This is a genomic window from Mycobacterium appelbergii, from assembly GCF_032883035.1.
GTDB classification, from domain to species: Bacteria; Actinomycetota; Actinomycetes; order Mycobacteriales; family Mycobacteriaceae; genus Mycobacterium; species Mycobacterium appelbergii.
Genome location: NZ_JAMQTH010000014.1, coordinates 85744 through 101503 on the forward strand (window position 1 = coordinate 85744; position 15760 = coordinate 101503).

Here is a 15760-nt window from a genome sequence, read left to right on the forward strand (position 1 = left end):
TTTCTATCTAGCGGCATTTAATGTCCTGGGCGATGATAGGTCCTGACGCTCGCCAGGGATAGAGATTGAGGAGAATTAGATGGTTGTGCTGGCCGGGATGAGCACGATTGCCGATGTTGTCGCACTTGCCGACCGGCACGAGCAGGTCTCGATCTCACCGCGCGTTCTCGAAGCCGTCAGGCACGCATATGCGCAGGCCGCCGACATCAGCACACGTTTTCCCACCTACGGCCGCACCACCGGCGTCGGGGCCAACCGCAGCACGCCGGTGCCGCCCGACGACCGGGACTACGGGATGCGCCTGCTGCGCAGCCACGCGGCCGATGCGGGCGATCCACTCGATGACCGCACAGTCCGGGCAATGCTCGCGGTGCGACTGGCGCAGCTGTGCATACCCGGGGCGGGGCTGGATCCCGAGATCCTGGGCGGCCTGGAACGGATGCTCAACGACAATGCCCTACCCGAACTCCTACACTATGCGTCGATCGGCACCGGTGACCTCGCAGCGCTCGCAGGTACCGCGCTGACCTTGGTCGGCGAACGGCCGGCTACTGCGCCGTTGCCTGCAATGGCACCGTGGGGGCCGGACAGCGCGCTGCCCTTCATGAGCAGCAGCGCACTGACCGTCGGACGCAGTTGCCTCGCCGCGTCCGAGCTGACCCTGCTCGAACGCGCCTCCAGCGTGATCTATCTGCTCAGTTTTCTTGCGCTCAAAGGCAACCCGTCGGCATTCTCGGCGGCGGCCGCGCGGGCCGCGGCGGCCCCACAGGTGGAGAGCGTCGCGGACCGGTTACGGTCCCTGTTCGCGGGCGCCGGAGCGCCCGACCACATCCCGGCGCGCATCCAGGATCCGTACGGACTGCGGGTGTATCCGGTCGCGCAGGCCAGCGCCGTCGCATCGCTTGATTCCCTTGTCGGCCAACTGGAACGGACGCTGAACACCGCGCAGGAGAACCCGCTATTCGACATCGAGAGCGACGAGGTGGTCCATCACGGCGCCTTCTACCAGGCCGCGTTGTCACTCGAACTCGACGGGACCACGTTGGCGTTGGCACTGACCGCACCCATCACGCATTCGCGCATCAGGATGCTCAACGATCCGGAGACCAACGGCCGCAATGCTTTTCTCGCGGTCAGCGAGGACGGGTCGTCCGGGCTGATGATGGTCGAGTACGTTGCGGCAGGTGCGATCGCCGAGATCCGCGCTGCGGCGCAACCGGCATCCGTCGGGACGCTTGTGCTGTCCCGGGGCATGGAGGAGGACGCCACCTTCGCCTCCCAGAGCGCACTTCAACTCGAACGGTCGGTGGCCGCCTACCGGGTCTTGTTGTGCTGCGAACTGGTTGGCGCGGTCCGGCTGTTACGCCAGCAAGGCCGCCACGACGGGTTCACGGGTGTTGCCGGTGCCGCTCTCGCACTGGCAGCCGACCTGCCGTGGAACGATGACGATCGCGACTTGCGCGGTGATCTCGCGGCGGCCCAGCCGCTCCTCGACGACATGGGCCGACTGGTGCCCGACTGCGCACGGGTGTTCTAGCCTGCTGGCATGGCTGTCTCCCTGCGCGCCGGTATCCCGCCGTTCTATGTGATGGATGTGTGGCTGGCCGCCGCCGAGCGGCAACGCACGCACCGCGACCTCGTCAACCTGTCGGCAGGCCAGCCCAGCGCCGGCGCGCCGGCGCCCGTGCGCGAGGCCGCAATCGCGGCGCTGAACCGCAATGAGCTCGGCTACACGGTGGCGCTGGGAATCCCGGAGCTGCGCGCCGCGATCGCGGACGACTACCGCGCGCGCCACGGCATCGAGGTGGACGTCGACGACGTGGTGTTGACGACCGGCTCCTCGGGCGGATTCCTGCTGACCTTCCTGGCGTGCTTCGACGTCGGCGATCGGATCGCGATCGCCAGCCCGGGTTACCCGTGCTATCGCAACATCCTCACCGCGTTGGGCTGCGACGTCGTCGAGATCCCGTGCGGACCGCAGACCCGGTTCCAGCCGACGGTCGAGATGCTGGCCGCGCTGGACCTGCCGGTGGCCGGGGTGATCGTGGCCAGCCCGGCCAACCCGACCGGCACGGTGATCCCGCCCGAGGAGCTCGCCGCCATCGCCCGCTGGTGTGACGCCGAGGGCGTGCGGTTGATCAGCGACGAGGTGTACCACGGGCTGGTTTACGAAGGCGCCCCCGAGACCAGTTGTGCATGGCAGACCTCACGCAATGCCGTGGTGGTCAACAGCTTCTCGAAGTACTTTGCGATGACCGGGTGGCGGTTGGGCTGGCTGTTGGTGCCCGCGGAGCTGCGCCGTGCGGTCGACCGCCTCACCGGGAACTTCACCATCTGTCCGCCTGCACTGGCCCAGCATGCCGCGGTGGCCGCATTCACGCCGGAGTCGATGGCCGAGGCAGACGGTCTGCTCGCTCATTACGCCGAGAACCGGCGGTTGCTGCTCGACGGTCTGCGCAACATCGGTGTCGAACGGCTCGCGCCGACCGACGGCGCGTTCTACATATATGCCGATGTCAGTGAGTTCACCGGCGACTCCCTGTCGTTCTGCTCAAAGCTGTTGGCCGACACCGGCGTCGCAATCGCTCCCGGGGTCGACTTCGATACAGTCCGGGGCGGTTCGTTCGTCCGGCTGTCGTTCGCGGGTCCCACCAGCGATATCGAGGAAGCGCTGCGCCGGATCGGACCGTGGCTGAGCTAAGGCAAAGGTTGCGCAACCCGTTTACTTGTCGGCGGAAGCGTGTAGCATCGGTGACATGTTCGAACACCTGTTCGATATCGATCCTGAGGCCAGCGAAGAGGAGCTGCGCGCCCAGGTCGCCACGTTTGAACGTCTGAAGTCCACCGCGGCCGCGGCACAGGCCCGGGCAACCGCACTGTGGGCGGACAAGCGCCGCGCCGCAGAGGCCGCCGCCGGGGTACCGGCCCGCAAGCGCGGCCGGGGGTTGTCCAACGAGGTGGCACTGGCGCGCCACGATGCCCCCAAACGCGGCGGAACCCATCTGGGCATGGCTACCGCCCTGGTGCACGAAATGCCGCATACGCTGGCCGCTTTGGAGTGCGGCGCGTTGTCGGAGTGGCGGGCCACCCTGATCGTGCGCGAATCCGCATGTCTGAGCGTCGAGCATCGTCGTCAGCTGGATGCCGAGCTCTGCGCGGATGTCTCACGGCTGGAGGGCTGGGGCAACCGGAAGGTGAAGGCCGAGGCCAAGAAGATCGCGGTCGCCCTGGATGTCGCGGCGGTCGTGGAGCGTTCGGCCAAGGCGGCCGAGGATCGCTGCGTGACGATCCGGCCCGCACCGGACACGATGGTCTACGTGACGATCCTGCTGCCCGTCAAACAGGGTGTCGGGATGTATGCGACGCTGAACCACACTGCCAATACCACTTTTGACGCTCGGTCACAGGGCCAGATCATGGCCGACACAGCCTATGAGCGGGTGACGGGTCGGCCGGCAGAGCAACCCGTGCCGTTGGCGCTGAACCTGGTGATGGCAGACACCACGCTGGCCGGCGACGATGACGCACCCGCCTGGCTCGCCGATTATGGTCCGGTGCCTGCCGGCTTCGCCCGCACCCTGGTCGGGGACACAGTCAAGAATGAATCGACGAAGGCCACGCTGCGTCGGCTGTACCGCCATCCGCGGAGCGGACAGCTGGTCGCGATGGAGTCACAGTCACGGATCTTCCCGAAAGGCTTGGCGACATTGCTCGACCTGCGGGACCAGACCTGCCGAACGCCTTACTGCGACGCACCTATTCGTCACCACGACCACGCCGTGCCAAAACGCCGGGGCGGCCCGACCAGCGCGCTCAACGGCCTCGGTGAGTGCGAAGCATGCAACTACGCCAAAGAGGCGCCAGGCTGGTCGGTCACCACATCTGAGGTCGATGGCGTGCACACCGCCGAATTCACGACACCGACGGACGCGGTCTACCGATCGACCGCGCCACCCCTGCCGGGGCCGCCGGTCAGAACGGTGAGCGTGGTGGAAGGCGGGTTGAGCATCGACCTCGTCACGTTCGACGCTGCGTGACGTACCAGTCGAGCAGATCGGGGTTGTCGACCGCGCTGCGTTCGACAACTTTGCCCGGCTCGGCGCCCTGGAACAGCTTCTTGATCGGCACCTCGAGCTTCTTGCCCGTGCGGGTGTGGGGTACGCCGGGCGCGACCAGGATGTCGTCGGGCACATGCCGGGGCGAGACCTCTGTGCGGATGGTCGCTTTGATGCGCTCGGTGAGTTCATCGGTAAGCTCGACGCCGTCGGCCAGCACCACGAAAAGTGGCATCCAGTAACCGCCGTCAGGCTGCTCGGCGCCGATCACCAGTGCTTCGGCGATCTCGGGCAGCCGCTCCACCGACTGGTAGATATCGGCGCTGCCCATCCGGATCCCGTGCCGGTTCAGCGTGGAATCGGAACGACCGTGCACGACGATGCTGCCGTGATCGGTGATGGTGATCCAATCGCCGTGCCGCCACACCCCGGGGAACATCTCGAAATAGGCGTCCCGGTAGCGGGATCCGTCGGCATCGTTCCAGAAGGCGATCGGCATCGACGGCAGCGGTTTGGTGATGACCAGCTCACCGACCTCGCAGCGGACCGGTTTGCCGGACTCGTCCCACGACTCCAGCGCGACCCCCAGATACGGCGCCGACAGCTCCCCCGGCCACACCGGCACTGTCGGAACCCCACCGATGAAGGCCGACACCACATCGGTGCCACCGCTGATCGAGGCAACCTGCACCCGCTCACCGACGTTGTCACGCAACCACAGTGCCGACGACGGCGGCAGCGAGGAGCCGGTGATGCCCACGGTCTTCAGCGCGGACAGGTCATGCTGCGTCTTGGGCACCGCACCGGCTTTGGCGCAGGCCAGCACGTAGCCGGGACTGGTGCCGAGCACCGTGGCACCGATACTTGCCGCGACGTCCCACAGCGCATCGGGAGCAGGAAAAGTGGGGCTGCCGTCGTAACAGACGATGGTCGCTCCCACCAGCAGGCCGGCGACCTGGAAGTTCCACATCATCCAGCTCGGGCTCGTGTACCAGAAGAAGACATCGTCGCGGCCGATATCCGATTGCAGGGCAACTGCTTTGAGGTGCTCGAGCAGCACGCCACCGTGACCGTGGATGATGCCCTTGGGCAGGCCGGTGGTGCCCGACGAATACAGAATCCACAGCGGATGGTCGAAATCGACCGGGGTGGTCACCAGCTCGGCATCTCCTGGCGCACTGGCCGATTCCCAATCCAGCCAACCATCCTGACCCGACCCGAGGCGCGACACCAGAACCGAGGCTTTCAGGCTGGGCAGCCCCGCCCGCAGAGCGGCGATGTCCCCGCTCTTGTCGTGTGCCTTACCGGCGAAGCGGTAGCCGTCGGCGGTGACCAGAACTGTCGGCTCAAGCTGGCCGAGCCGGTCCAGCGCGGCCTTGGCGGTGTAGTCCTGCCCGCACGCGCTCCACACCGCGCCGATGCTCGCGGTGGCCAGAAACGCGATGATCGCCTCGGGAATGTTCGGCAGATAGCCCGCCACCCGGTCGCCCGGTTGCACACCCACCGATCGCAACGCGTCGGCGAAAGCGGCGGTACGGCTGATCAATTCGGCCCAGGGCAGCTCGGTGACGGCGCCGCCCTCGGCCACGTAGAGGATTGCCGGCCGGTCGGTGTGCGCGTTGCGCCGTACCTGATCGACATAGTTCAGCTGCGCTCCAGGGAACCACCGCGCGCCCGGCATCCGATCATCGGGAAGCACCTCGGCGGGGCGGTCACCGAGCTCGAAGTAGTCCCAGAGTGCAGCCCAGAAGACCGCGGGCTCATCAACCGACCACTGCCACAACGTCTGATAGTCGGTCAGTTCCCGGCCTGCCCGGGACGCCACGAACCGGGCGAAATCAGTGACCCTGGCCGATTCGATATCGGCCTGTGTGGGCTCCCACTGCGGGGAATGTGGAGGATGCGGAGCAGAGGTCATCGCGCGCTCCACCCTCCATCCATCGTGTAGGACGCTCCGGTCACCATCCGGGCACTCGGAGACGCCAGCCAACCTACCAAAGCGCCAACCTCTTCCGGTTCGACCAACTGCTTGATAGCGCTCTCCTTCAACAGCACCTCGGCGATCACCTCATCTTCGGGAATGTCGTGGATGCGTGCCTGGTCGGCAATCTGTTTGGCTACCAGGGGTGTCCGAACATAACCCGGGTTGACGCAGTTACTGGTCACCTGGTGCGGGCCACCCTCCAGCGCGGTCACCTTGGACAGGCCCTCCAGCGCATGCTTGGCGGTGACGTAGCCGACCTTGTACTCGGAGGCCCGCAGCCCGTGTACCGACGAGATGTTGATGACACGACCGAACCGTTGGGCGTACATGTGCGGCAACGCCGCACGGATCAACAGAAACGGCACCTCGACCATCAGCGCCAGCAACATCCGAAACTTCTCCGGCGGGAATTCCTCGATGGGGTTGATGCTCTGCACGCCGGCGTTGTTGACCAGGATGTCGCAGTCCAGCTGCAGCGTCTCCAACGGGCCGATGTCGAGAAGATCCACCGCCCAGGGTTTTCCGCCGATCTCGTCAGCCAGGGCGTCAGCCCCAGCCGCGTCGCGGTCGGCCACGATGACCCTCGCCCCACGAGCGGCGAGCTCACGCGCACACGCCGCCCCGATACCGCTCGCCGCCCCGGTGACCAGTGCGGTGCGACCAGTCAGGTCACTCACACCATCGCCGTCCGTCGCGCATCTTCGGCGTCCACCTCGGCCAGGTCGATCCCCTTGGTCTCCCGTGCGAAGAACACCGCGACCAGCGTCACCGCCGCCGCCGCGGCGAGGTACACCGCGATCGGCACCGACGAGTCGAATTCGCGAAGCAGCCACACCGCGATGATCGGTGCCAGTGACCCGGCCACGATCGAGGTGACCTGATAGCCCAGGGACACACCGGAGTACCGCATCCTGGTCGGGAACATCTCGGCCATGATCGCCGGCTGTGGTGCGTACATGAGGGCGTGGATCACCAACCCCAGCGTGATCGCGCCGGTGACCAGCAGGTAGTTGCCGGTGTCCATCATCGGGTAGGCGATGAATCCCCAGCACGCCGCGCCGATCGCCCCGACGAAGTACACCGATCGCCGCCCGTAGCGGTCGGACAGCCGTCCCACCGTCGGGATGGCCACCAGATGCACCGTGTGCGCGACGAGCAGCCACCACAGGATGTCGCTCGTATCGGAGTGCACCTGCTCTTTGAGGTAGGTGATGGAGAACGTGACCACCAGGTAGTACATGATGTTCTCGCCGAACCGCAGACCCATCGCCGTCAGAACTCCGCGCGGATAGCGCTTGAGCACCTCGATGGCGTTGAATGAGCTCTCCTTGATCTTCTCGGCTTCTTGTTGTGCTGCAAGGAAAATCGGGGCATCGGTGACCTTGGTGCGGATGTAGTAGCCGATCAGCACCACGACCGCGGACAACCAGAACGCGACGCGCCAACCCCACGACATGAACGCTGCGTCCGACAGCACGCCGTACAGCACCAGCAACACCACGGTGGCAAGCATGTTGCCGACCGGCACGCCGGCCTGTGGCCAGCTGGCCCAGAATCCGCGGCTGCGGTTGGGGCTGTGCTCGGCGACCAACAGCACCGCGCCGCCCCATTCGCCGCCGACGGCAAAGCCCTGCAGGAACCGCAGCACCACGAGCAGGGCGGGCGCCCAGTAGCCGATCTGCCCGAAGGTGGGCAGGCAGCCCATCAGGAAGGTGGCCGCTCCGACGAGAAGCAGGCTGAACTGCAACAACTTCTTCCGGCCGTACTTGTCGCCGTAGTGGCCGAAGACGATGCCACCGAGCGGGCGGGCGAGAAAGCCGACGGCGTAGGTGACGAACGCTGCCAGGATGGCGTCGAGGTCGTTGGCGCCCTGAGCGAAGAACACCTTGCTGAACACGAGAGTGGCGGCGGTTCCGTAGAGGAAGAACTCGTACCACTCGACCACGGTGCCTGCCATCGAGGCGACGACGACGCGTTTGAGGCCAGTTGAGATGGGTGCACTCATCGGCGTCTCCTTATGATCTGGGCCACAGCTCCTGAGTGAGTATTCATGCAGGTGCGTTGGGCCGCAATGCCCAAATCCGCAAAAGCAGTCTGCGAAAATGCAGATATGGATGATGGACGCCGCCCCAGCGCCGATGACCTGCTGGTGCTGCTGGCCGTCGGCCGGTCGGGCCGCTACACCACTGCCGCCGATGAGCTCGGCATCAACCACACCACCATTTCGAGACGCATCGCCGCGCTCGAACAGGCAATCGGCGGCCGGGTGCTGACCCGGACACCAGGGGGCTGGGAGCTCACCGACCTCGGCCGCGACGCCCTGGCCGCGGCCGAAGCCGTCGAATCCGCAGTGGACTCGCTGAGCACCACCGGACCACGGCAGCTCGAGGGCGTCGTGCGGATCTCGGCGACCGACGGTTTCAGCGCCTACATCGCCGCGCCGGCGGCCGCCCAGGTTCAGCGGAGTCACCCGCGGATCGCAGTCGAGATCGTCGCCACCACCAGGCGCGCGTCACAACAGCGGTCCAGTCTCGACATCGAGATCGTCGTCGGCGCACCGCAGGTCCGCCGTGCCGAGGCGATCCCGCTCGGCGACTACTGCCTCGGCCTCTACGGCTCCCGTGACTACCTCACCGAACACGGCACCCCGGAGAGCGTCGATGACCTCGTGCACTACCCGCTGGTGTACTTCATCGACTCGATGCTGCAGGTCGACGACCTCGACATGACAACCGGCTTCGCCCCTGCCATGCGGGAGTCGGTGACATCGACCAACGTGTTCGTCCACGTGGAAGCCACCCGCGCCGCCGCCGGACTCGGCCTGCTGCCGTGCTTCATGTCAGATCGTCACGACGACCTGATCCGCGTCCTGCGCGACAGCGTGTCCATTCAGCTGAGTTACTGGCTGGTGGCCCGCCCCGAGACGCTGCGCAGGCCGGTCGTGGCGGCGGTCGTCGACGCAATCCACGACCGCATGGCCGAACAGCGGGAGGTCCTCCTCGGAACCGTATGACGCATCATGATGCGTAGTGGTGATGTTATGATGCATCATGCGCACCACGGTCAATATCGACGATCACCTGCTGGCCGAGGCCAAGGTCCTGGCTGCGCAAACCTCTCGCTCCTTGGGGTCGGTCGTTGAGGATGCGTTGCGCGCCTTGCTTCGTCGCGACGCCAACGAGCGCGACGCTGTCGCATTTCGGCTGCCAACCCACGGCAGTGGTGGCCTGCTACCTGGCGTGGACCTCGAGGACAAGGAAGCCCTGGCCGAGTTGACCGGCGACAATGCTGCTCGTTGACGTCAACGTCCTGATCTACGCGATCCGCGAAGACAGCGTCGACCACTCGCGCTACCGCGACTGGATCACTGACGGACTGAGCGGCGACGAGCCGGTCGGGATCAGTGAACTGGTGCTCTCCGGCGTCATCCGGCTCCTTACCAACCATCGAGTGTTCCAACAGCCGAGTTCGACCGCGCAGGCCCTCGAGGCATGTCGCGCAATTCGGTCCGCTCCGAGCGCAGTTCCACTGCGGCCGGGACCACGCCACTGGGCGATCTTTGACTCGCTGTGCGGGGACGTGGGGGCCAAGGGAAACACCGTTCCGGATGCCTACCATGCAGCACTTGCCATTGAGAATGGTGCGACGTGGATTACCACCGATCGGTCGTTCGCGCGCTTTCCCGGACTGCGCTGGCGACTACCGTTCGAGTGATCATGTCTGATCACACGCCGTGCCACACGGACCGTCGTCGCGCCGATTCGTTCGGCGAGGCCGCCGACGCCTACGACCGCTTTCGCCCACGCTATCCGCAGTCCCTGATCACCGAACTGGTGACACGCGTCGGCATCCGGACACTCGACGTCGGCGCGGGAACCGGCATAGCTTCTGTCCAACTGGCTGGTGCCGGTGCGGAAGTTCTTGCCGTAGAGCCCGATCCGCGAATGGCAGCCGTCGCCGCGGGCAAAGGTGTTTGCGTCGAACAAGCCACATTCGAAGACTGGGCACCTGACGGGAGGCAGTTCGATCTCGTGGTCTTCGGTCAATCGTTCCACTGGGTAGAGCCGCGACAGGCCTTGCCGAAGGTCGCGACCATCCTGAGCGCCGGCGGCAGGTTGGCGCTGTTGTGGAACCGCATCACACCCACCTCACCTAGCCGGGCCGAACTCGACGAGATCTATGCCGGCTACCTGGATGCTTCCCAGCGCCCTACCGTCGACGCCGGGCGCAACGTCGCGGTGGCGGCTCTCATCGAAGAGTGCGGGTTCGGCATCGAACACCGGAACCGCATCGAACAGCTGCACTACTCCACCGATGACTGGCTGGACATGGTGTTCACCTACTCCAACGTGCTGACCCTCACGCCGACAGCACGATCAGAGCTACGGGCCAGGCTCGAAAAGCACATCGGTGACGGCGGCGTCGATGCGGAAAACAGCGCGATTGCACTCATCTGCACCCCACATTGACCAGGATGGTGAGCATGCCATTCCTCGAACACGAACGTGGGCGCGCCTATTACCGGCACTGGGCAGCAGCCGAGCCGCGCGCCGCGGTGATCTTCCTGCACGGCTTCGGTGAGCACACCGGGGTATATCACCGCTACGGCTTCACGCTGAACGCCGCCGGGATCGACCTTTGGGCGGTCGACCTGTTCGGTCACGGCCTGACACCTGGCACCCGAGGCGACTTCGGCTCGATCGAGGACAGCCTGGCGCTGACAGACTCCCTGACCGGACAGGCTGAAGAGACGAATCCCGGCCTGCCGCTGGTATTGCAGGGACATTCGTTCGGATCAGTCGTCGCGTTGTTCGGGCTGCTGGGGTCACCTGACCGGTATCGAGCCGGCGTCATCTCCGGCGCACCGCTGGTGCCGATACCCGAGATGCTCGACCCGGACACGTCATTGGACCTCGACCCGTCATGGCTGTCGAGTGATCCGTTCTACCTCGACTCGCTGGAGAACGATCCGCTGGCGTTCGTCGACGCCGACGGCGCGCCGCTGACGCGTGAGCTGGACCGGGCGTGGGACCGGTTCGGCGCAGAGCTGCCCAAGCTCGCGGTGCCGACGCTGGCGCTGCATGGTTCAGTTGACCCGATCGCACCGGTCGACCCGGTGCGTGCCTACGCCGAGCAGATAGAACCCTTGCAGTTCAAGGAGTTTCCCGGCCGCCGTCACGACATCCTGAACGAGGATGTGCATCGCGAGGTCGCCGCGACGATCGTGGATTTCATCAGCGGGCAGATCGGCTGAGGTCCGCACGGGTCGCCTCATACCCGGTGGTCAGCCACCGCACCGTGCGGTCGAGGCTCGGCAGGATGTCGGTGATCGCGATCTCGCCGGCGGCAAAGCGCCCGGTCAACCCGAACACCAGGCTCGTGACAATGGAGTCCAGGTCGTTGATGAAGTCCTCGTCGACACCGGCGAGAATCTCCAATCCGGCCGGCACCACGGCGTCGAGCCCCCGACGGACCAGCCGGTCCCCACCGGGTGCGGCCCGGGCCCGCGAGTAGGCCATCAGCATGCCGGGATGTTCCTCCCACGGCTCAAAGACGGTGCGCAGCATGCGCATAAGCCCGTCGTAGAGAGATTCACCGGGCTTCCGAGTCTGCCCCGCCAGGCCCGAGTACCGGTTCTCCGCCATCCATGAGTCGAGTGCGGCCAGAATCAGTTCGTCGCGTGTCGCATAGCGCTTGTAGATGGTGGACAGCGACGTCCGTGCGCGTTTGGCGACTTCGCGCAGCTGCACGGCGTCATAGCCGTCGGTTTCGAGGAGTTCGACGACGATGTCGAGGATCCGGTCGCGCTCACTAACCACTTTCTAGAACACCCTTGCCGCTGGAGAGTAACCCCGTTACCGTACCTGGTGTAACACGGTTACTGCACGCAACGAAGCGAGGAACAATGGGTCGTCTCGACGGAAAAGTCGCCTTCATCACCGGCGTGGCCCGCGGTCAGGGCCGTAGCCATGCGCTGCGGCTGGCCGGCGAAGGCGCGGCCATCATCGGCGTCGACATCTGCGCCAACATCGCCTCCAACGGCTACCCGATGGCCAGCCGAGAGGAGCTCGACGAGACCATCTCACTGGTCGAGGCCACGGGCGCCACAATGGTCGGTTCGGTCGCCGATGTGCGTGACTTCCACCGGCTGCGGGACGCACTCGAGGCCGGCGTCGAGCAGTTCGGCCGGCTCGACATCGTGTGCGCCAACGCCGGTATCGCCTCGATGGCCTTCCGTGAGCTGACGATCGAAGAAGAACTCGAGCAGTGGACCGATGTGCTCGACGTCAACCTGGTCGGCGCGTTTCACACCGCGAAGGCGGCCATCCCGCACCTCATCGCCGGCGCACGCGGCGGGTCGATCGTCTTCACCAGCTCGACGGCAGGCCTGGTCGGTTTCGGCGGGCTGCAGGGCGGCGGCCTCGGCTACGCGGCATCCAAGCACGGCATCGTCGGCCTCATGCGCACCCTGGCCAACGCCCTTGCACCACATAGCATCCGGGTCAACACCGTGCACCCCACCGCCGTCAACACCATGATGGCGGTCAACCCGGCCATGACCGCGTTCCTGGAGAACTACCCCGACGGCGGTCCGCACCTGCAGAATCCGATGCCGGTGAGCCTGCTGGAACCCGAGGACATCAGCGCGGCGGTCTCCTACCTGGTTTCCGACGAGGCGAAGTACGTCACCGGGGTGGCCTTCCCCGTCGACGCCGGCTTCTGCAACAAGTTATGAGCACCGGAAGGGTCGCCGGTAAGCGGGTGCTGATCACCGGTGCGGCGCGCGGCATGGGCCGCAGCCACGCGGTGCGCCTCGCCGAGGAGGGCGCCGACCTGATCCTGGTCGACATCTGCGAGTCACTGCCCGATGTCGAATACCCGCTGGCCACCCGGCAGGATCTCGACGAAACAGCCCGGCTCGTGGCCGAACTCGGCCGCCGCGCGGTCAGCTGTGTCGTGGACGTGCGCGACGCCGCGGCGTTGAGTGCCGCCGTCGACGACGGTGTGACCCGGTTGGGTGGTCTCGATGCCGCGGTCGCCAACGCCGGCGTGATCACCGCGGGCACCTGGGACACCACCACACCGCAGCAGTGGCGGGCGGTGGTGGACGTCAACCTCATCGGCACCTGGAACACCTGTGCGGCAGCGCTGCCGCACCTGGTCGATCGCGGCGGCAGTCTGGTCAACATCAGCTCGGCCGCGGGCATCAAGGGCAGCCCGCTGCACACGCCCTACACCGCGTCCAAACACGGTGTGGTCGGCATGAGCAAGGCCTTGGCCAACGAGCTTGCTGCACAGCATGTCAGGGTCAACACCGTGCATCCGACCGGCGTCGAGACCGGTATGCGCCCTGACTCATTGCACGAGTTGCTGGCCCAGAAGCGTCCCGATCTCGCACCGATCTTCGGCAACGCCATGCCGATCATCATGGCCGAGGCGATCGACATCAGTAATGCGGTGCTGTTCCTGATCTCCGACGAATCGCGCTACGTCACGGGCCTCGAATTCAAGGTCGACGCCGGGGTGACGATCCGGTGAGCACCGCGGAGCGGACGGAGCGGGGCCGACGCGAGTTCGCCGAGGTGATGACATTCCCGGTACCCACGGACAGCACGCCGGCCACATCCGCGCTGATCGGCTTCGTGTTCGCGGAGGTGTGGCCGCGCCCGGCGCTGTCCCGGCGGGATCGGCGGTTCGTCACGTTGGCGTGTGTGGCAGCTGCCGACGCCGACCCCCCGCTGCGCGACCACGTATACGCGGCGCTCAACAGTGGCGATGTGAGCATCACCGAAATGCGTGAAACTGTCTTGCATTTCGCAGTGTATGCCGGCTGGCCCAAGGCGTCGCGGTTCAACTCCATGGTCGACGAGCAGTGGGACCGTATCCATCGGGAACGGGGTGAAGCCCCACCACCGCCGGAACGGCTGCTACCCCTGTCCACCGCAAGCGACCCAGAAGACCGGTTGTCCGGTGGGGAGCGATCGTTCAAGGACATCAACTGCATGCAGTTCGCCCCGATACGGGACAACCCCTACTCGGGCGCGGGCATTCTCAACTTCGTTTTCGGCGAGATGTGGCTGCGCCCCGGCCTGGGGATGAAGGAGCGGCGGCTGATCACGGTCGCCTGCGTCGCCTTCCAGGACGCGCCGCTGCCCATTATGAGCCATGTCTATGCGGCATTGAAGAGTCGCGATCTGTCATTCGACGAGATGGACGAGGTGGCACTGCATTTCGCCGCCTACTACGGCTGGCCCAAGGCCGCCAATCTCAACCAGGTGATCGGCGAACAGAAACCGCGGGTCCTCGACGAGTGGCGCGACGAGGCATGAGCACACCGCTGGCTGTGGGCGGCCAAACCGCCCGCACGGTCATCACGGCTGCCGCACAGAACCTGACCCCCGTGGTGGCCGAACTCGGCGGCAAGTCGGCCAACCTCGTCTTCGCCGGCGCCGAATTGGTTACGGGCGGCCGACGCATCGGCGGCAAGCTTGCCGAGGGGTTCTACATCGAACCCACGGTGTTCACCGGCGTCGACAACTCCTCGGCCCTCGGCCAGACCGAGACCTTCGGCCCGGTGGTGTCGGTGACGACGTTTCGTGACGAGTCGAGGCGGTGCGCATCGCCAACGACACGGGTATGGGCTGAACGCATTCATCCACACGCGCGACCTGGTCCGCGCGCATCGCGTGGCACGCCGACTCGAGGCGGGTTCGGTCGGACCGGCGGTCTCGATGGTCTCTACGAGTTCCTTCAGGTGAAGAACATCCGCATCAGCATGGAGTGAGATCTCGGCTTGACGTGAGCCAGACAACACCCCACAATTGCCGTCATGCTCGGTCAGAAATCCACAGAACTGGTCGCGAATGCTGCCGGTTGAGCGTCACGAAGCGATCGTCGAGGCGATCGGCACCGCCCAGGCGGTCAGCACGGACGAACTGGTCCGCCGCCTTGGCGTGTCCGCCGAGACCGTTCGCCGTGACCTGGCGCTTCTCGAAGAGCGCGGCGCCCTGCGGCGGGTTCACGGCGGTGCAGCCGCGGTCGCCGATCGCCGCGTCATCGAGCCGTCCTACACCGAGCGTTCGCTGATCCGCCATCAGGCCAAAGCCCAACTGGCCCAGGTCGCGGCCGGGCTGCTGGAAAACGGGCAGACCGTCGTCATCGACATCGGCACCTCGGCGGTGGCCGTCGCCCAGGCAATCTCCCGAAGCTTCACCGGCACGGTGGTGACACCGTCACTGCCGGTGGCCGTGGAACTCGCCGACCGACCAGGCATCCAGGTGCTGCTGTCCGGCGGACGCGTCCGCGCGGGCGACCTGGCCTGCTCGAACGCCCACACCAAGGCCTTCTTCACCGATATCTACGCCGATATCGCGCTGCTCGGCTCGGGCGGTGTCGACGCCCAGGCCGGCCTCACCGACTTTCATCTCGATGAGATCGACGTGCGGCGCACGATCATCGCCAACAGTGCCCGCAGCTACATCCTCGCCGACTCTTCCAAGCTCGGGCAGGTTGCGCCTTACCGCGTCTGTGAACTCGGCGCAGTCGACGGACTCATCACCGAATGCAATACCTCCCCGGCGCTCGCAGCGGCCATGCAGGAGACGGGAGGTGTGGTTCTGACAGCACGTCCAGTTGCGTCAGACACCTGAGAGCTTTGGGTGCGGGCGACGTTGCAGCGCCGCCCGCAGACCGGACCCCCACCCCGAAACAGTCAATTCCA

The 15760-nt window shown here is 66.0% G+C and carries 16 protein-coding genes and 1 pseudogene; 13 read left to right on the forward strand and 4 right to left on the reverse strand.

Annotation, left to right across the window (positions count from 1 at the left end; all coding sequences use genetic code 11):
- Nucleotides 1-79 precede the first annotated feature (79 nt).
- Genes M1247_RS27805 through M1247_RS27815 form a run of 3 tightly spaced genes read left to right on the forward strand, consistent with a single transcriptional unit; the run spans nucleotide 80 to nucleotide 4037 of the window.
- Nucleotides 80-1537, forward strand: a complete 1458-nt coding sequence (locus M1247_RS27805; RefSeq protein WP_317159634.1) for an aromatic amino acid lyase — start codon at nucleotides 80-82, stop codon at nucleotides 1535-1537.
- Nucleotides 1538-1546: 9 nt separating this feature from the next.
- The gene (locus M1247_RS27810) at nucleotides 1547-2701 is read left to right on the forward strand and encodes a pyridoxal phosphate-dependent aminotransferase (protein ID WP_317159635.1); all 1155 of its coding nucleotides are present in this window, start codon (nucleotides 1547-1549) and stop codon (nucleotides 2699-2701) included.
- 55 nt (nucleotides 2702-2756) lie between these two features.
- Complete coding sequence (locus M1247_RS27815) at nucleotides 2757-4037, forward strand: DUF222 domain-containing protein (RefSeq protein ID WP_317159636.1); 1281 nt, start codon at nucleotides 2757-2759, stop codon at nucleotides 4035-4037.
- Here the strand turns inward: M1247_RS27815 and M1247_RS27820 are convergent.
- From M1247_RS27820 to M1247_RS27830, 3 genes are read right to left on the reverse strand one after another with little or no spacing between them, the layout of a single operon-like run.
- Nucleotides 4018-5973 carry an acetoacetate--CoA ligase gene (locus M1247_RS27820; protein ID WP_317159637.1) on the reverse strand — a complete coding sequence of 652 codons (1956 nt, stop codon included), beginning with the start codon at nucleotides 5971-5973 and terminating at the stop codon, nucleotides 4018-4020. The genes M1247_RS27815 and M1247_RS27820 overlap by 20 nt on opposite strands.
- Nucleotides 5970-6716, reverse strand: a complete 747-nt coding sequence (locus tag M1247_RS27825) for a 3-hydroxybutyrate dehydrogenase (RefSeq protein ID WP_317159638.1) — start codon at nucleotides 6714-6716, stop codon at nucleotides 5970-5972. Before M1247_RS27825 ends, M1247_RS27820 begins: the two co-directional genes overlap by 4 nt.
- The gene (locus M1247_RS27830; RefSeq protein WP_317159639.1) at nucleotides 6713-8044 is read right to left on the reverse strand and encodes an MFS transporter; all 1332 of its coding nucleotides are present in this window, start codon (nucleotides 8042-8044) and stop codon (nucleotides 6713-6715) included. Before M1247_RS27830 ends, M1247_RS27825 begins: the two co-directional genes overlap by 4 nt.
- Before the next feature lie 105 nt (nucleotides 8045-8149).
- Here M1247_RS27830 and M1247_RS27835 point away from each other — a divergent pair, with 105 nt between their 5' ends.
- The 5 genes from M1247_RS27835 to M1247_RS27855 are packed head-to-tail and all read left to right on the forward strand — an operon-like array spanning nucleotide 8150 to nucleotide 11293.
- Nucleotides 8150-9052 (forward strand): LysR family transcriptional regulator, encoded by a 903-nt coding sequence (locus tag M1247_RS27835; RefSeq protein WP_317159640.1) that lies wholly within the window; start codon nucleotides 8150-8152, stop codon nucleotides 9050-9052.
- Between the two features lie 37 nt (nucleotides 9053-9089).
- A complete protein-coding gene (locus M1247_RS27840; RefSeq protein WP_317159641.1) occupies nucleotides 9090-9338 on the forward strand; it encodes a type II toxin-antitoxin system VapB family antitoxin in 249 nt (82 codons plus the stop codon).
- Nucleotides 9325-9753, forward strand: a complete 429-nt coding sequence (locus M1247_RS27845) for a type II toxin-antitoxin system VapC family toxin (protein ID WP_317159642.1) — start codon at nucleotides 9325-9327, stop codon at nucleotides 9751-9753. Before M1247_RS27840 ends, M1247_RS27845 begins: the two co-directional genes overlap by 14 nt.
- Nucleotides 9754-9755: 2 nt before the next feature.
- On the forward strand, nucleotides 9756-10508 hold the full coding sequence (locus M1247_RS27850; RefSeq protein WP_317159643.1) for a class I SAM-dependent methyltransferase: 753 nt from the start codon (nucleotides 9756-9758) through the stop codon (nucleotides 10506-10508).
- A 14-nt stretch (nucleotides 10509-10522) separates the two neighbouring features.
- Nucleotides 10523-11293 carry an alpha/beta fold hydrolase gene (locus tag M1247_RS27855; RefSeq protein WP_317159644.1) on the forward strand — a complete coding sequence of 257 codons (771 nt, stop codon included), beginning with the start codon at nucleotides 10523-10525 and terminating at the stop codon, nucleotides 11291-11293.
- Here M1247_RS27855 and M1247_RS27860 read toward each other — a convergent pair.
- Nucleotides 11274-11858 (reverse strand): TetR/AcrR family transcriptional regulator, encoded by a 585-nt coding sequence (locus tag M1247_RS27860; RefSeq protein WP_317159645.1) that lies wholly within the window; start codon nucleotides 11856-11858, stop codon nucleotides 11274-11276. The two genes, M1247_RS27855 and M1247_RS27860, sit on opposite strands and share 20 nt — an antisense overlap.
- A gap of 86 nt (nucleotides 11859-11944) precedes the next feature.
- On the opposite strand from M1247_RS27860, the gene M1247_RS27865 reads away from it, so the two are divergent.
- The 5 genes and pseudogenes from M1247_RS27865 to M1247_RS27885 all read left to right on the forward strand — a co-directional run bounded on the left by M1247_RS27865 (nucleotide 11945) and on the right by M1247_RS27885 (nucleotide 15689).
- The gene (locus tag M1247_RS27865; protein WP_317159646.1) at nucleotides 11945-12775 is read left to right on the forward strand and encodes a mycofactocin-coupled SDR family oxidoreductase; all 831 of its coding nucleotides are present in this window, start codon (nucleotides 11945-11947) and stop codon (nucleotides 12773-12775) included.
- Entirely contained in the window at nucleotides 12772-13578 is an 807-nt protein-coding gene (locus M1247_RS27870) for a mycofactocin-coupled SDR family oxidoreductase (protein ID WP_317159647.1), read from the forward strand. The genes M1247_RS27865 and M1247_RS27870 overlap by 4 nt, the downstream gene beginning before the upstream one ends.
- A 47-nt stretch (nucleotides 13579-13625) precedes the next feature.
- Nucleotides 13626-14369 (forward strand): carboxymuconolactone decarboxylase family protein, encoded by a 744-nt coding sequence (locus tag M1247_RS27875; RefSeq protein WP_317159775.1) that lies wholly within the window; start codon nucleotides 13626-13628, stop codon nucleotides 14367-14369.
- A gap of 17 nt (nucleotides 14370-14386) precedes the next feature.
- A pseudogene (locus M1247_RS27880) lies at nucleotides 14387-14824 on the forward strand (aldehyde dehydrogenase family protein); the annotation flags it as partial.
- 79 nt (nucleotides 14825-14903) lie between these two features.
- Nucleotides 14904-15689 carry a DeoR/GlpR family DNA-binding transcription regulator gene (locus tag M1247_RS27885; protein WP_317159648.1) on the forward strand — a complete coding sequence of 262 codons (786 nt, stop codon included), beginning with the start codon at nucleotides 14904-14906 and terminating at the stop codon, nucleotides 15687-15689.
- Nucleotides 15690-15760 lie beyond the last annotated feature (71 nt).

Coding starts and splice junctions, on each gene's coding strand:
- M1247_RS27840 (WP_317159641.1), top strand. CDS start 9,090: ATGCGCACCACGGTCAATATCGACGATCACCTGCTGGCCGAGGCCAAG.
- M1247_RS27835 (WP_317159640.1), top strand. CDS start 8,150: ATGGATGATGGACGCCGCCCCAGCGCCGATGACCTGCTGGTGCTGCTG.
- M1247_RS27845 (WP_317159642.1), top strand. CDS start 9,325: ATGCTGCTCGTTGACGTCAACGTCCTGATCTACGCGATCCGCGAAGAC.
- M1247_RS27865 (WP_317159646.1), top strand. CDS start 11,945: ATGGGTCGTCTCGACGGAAAAGTCGCCTTCATCACCGGCGTGGCCCGC.
- M1247_RS27850 (WP_317159643.1), top strand. CDS start 9,756: ATGTCTGATCACACGCCGTGCCACACGGACCGTCGTCGCGCCGATTCG.
- M1247_RS27855 (WP_317159644.1), top strand. CDS start 10,523: ATGCCATTCCTCGAACACGAACGTGGGCGCGCCTATTACCGGCACTGG.
- M1247_RS27805 (WP_317159634.1), top strand. CDS start 80: ATGGTTGTGCTGGCCGGGATGAGCACGATTGCCGATGTTGTCGCACTT.
- M1247_RS27875 (WP_317159775.1), top strand. CDS start 13,626: ATGACATTCCCGGTACCCACGGACAGCACGCCGGCCACATCCGCGCTG.
- M1247_RS27820 (WP_317159637.1), bottom strand. CDS start 5,973: ATGACCTCTGCTCCGCATCCTCCACATTCCCCGCAGTGGGAGCCCACA.
- M1247_RS27870 (WP_317159647.1), top strand. CDS start 12,772: ATGAGCACCGGAAGGGTCGCCGGTAAGCGGGTGCTGATCACCGGTGCG.
- M1247_RS27815 (WP_317159636.1), top strand. CDS start 2,757: ATGTTCGAACACCTGTTCGATATCGATCCTGAGGCCAGCGAAGAGGAG.
- M1247_RS27885 (WP_317159648.1), top strand. CDS start 14,904: ATGCTGCCGGTTGAGCGTCACGAAGCGATCGTCGAGGCGATCGGCACC.
- M1247_RS27830 (WP_317159639.1), bottom strand. CDS start 8,044: ATGAGTGCACCCATCTCAACTGGCCTCAAACGCGTCGTCGTCGCCTCG.
- M1247_RS27810 (WP_317159635.1), top strand. CDS start 1,547: ATGGCTGTCTCCCTGCGCGCCGGTATCCCGCCGTTCTATGTGATGGAT.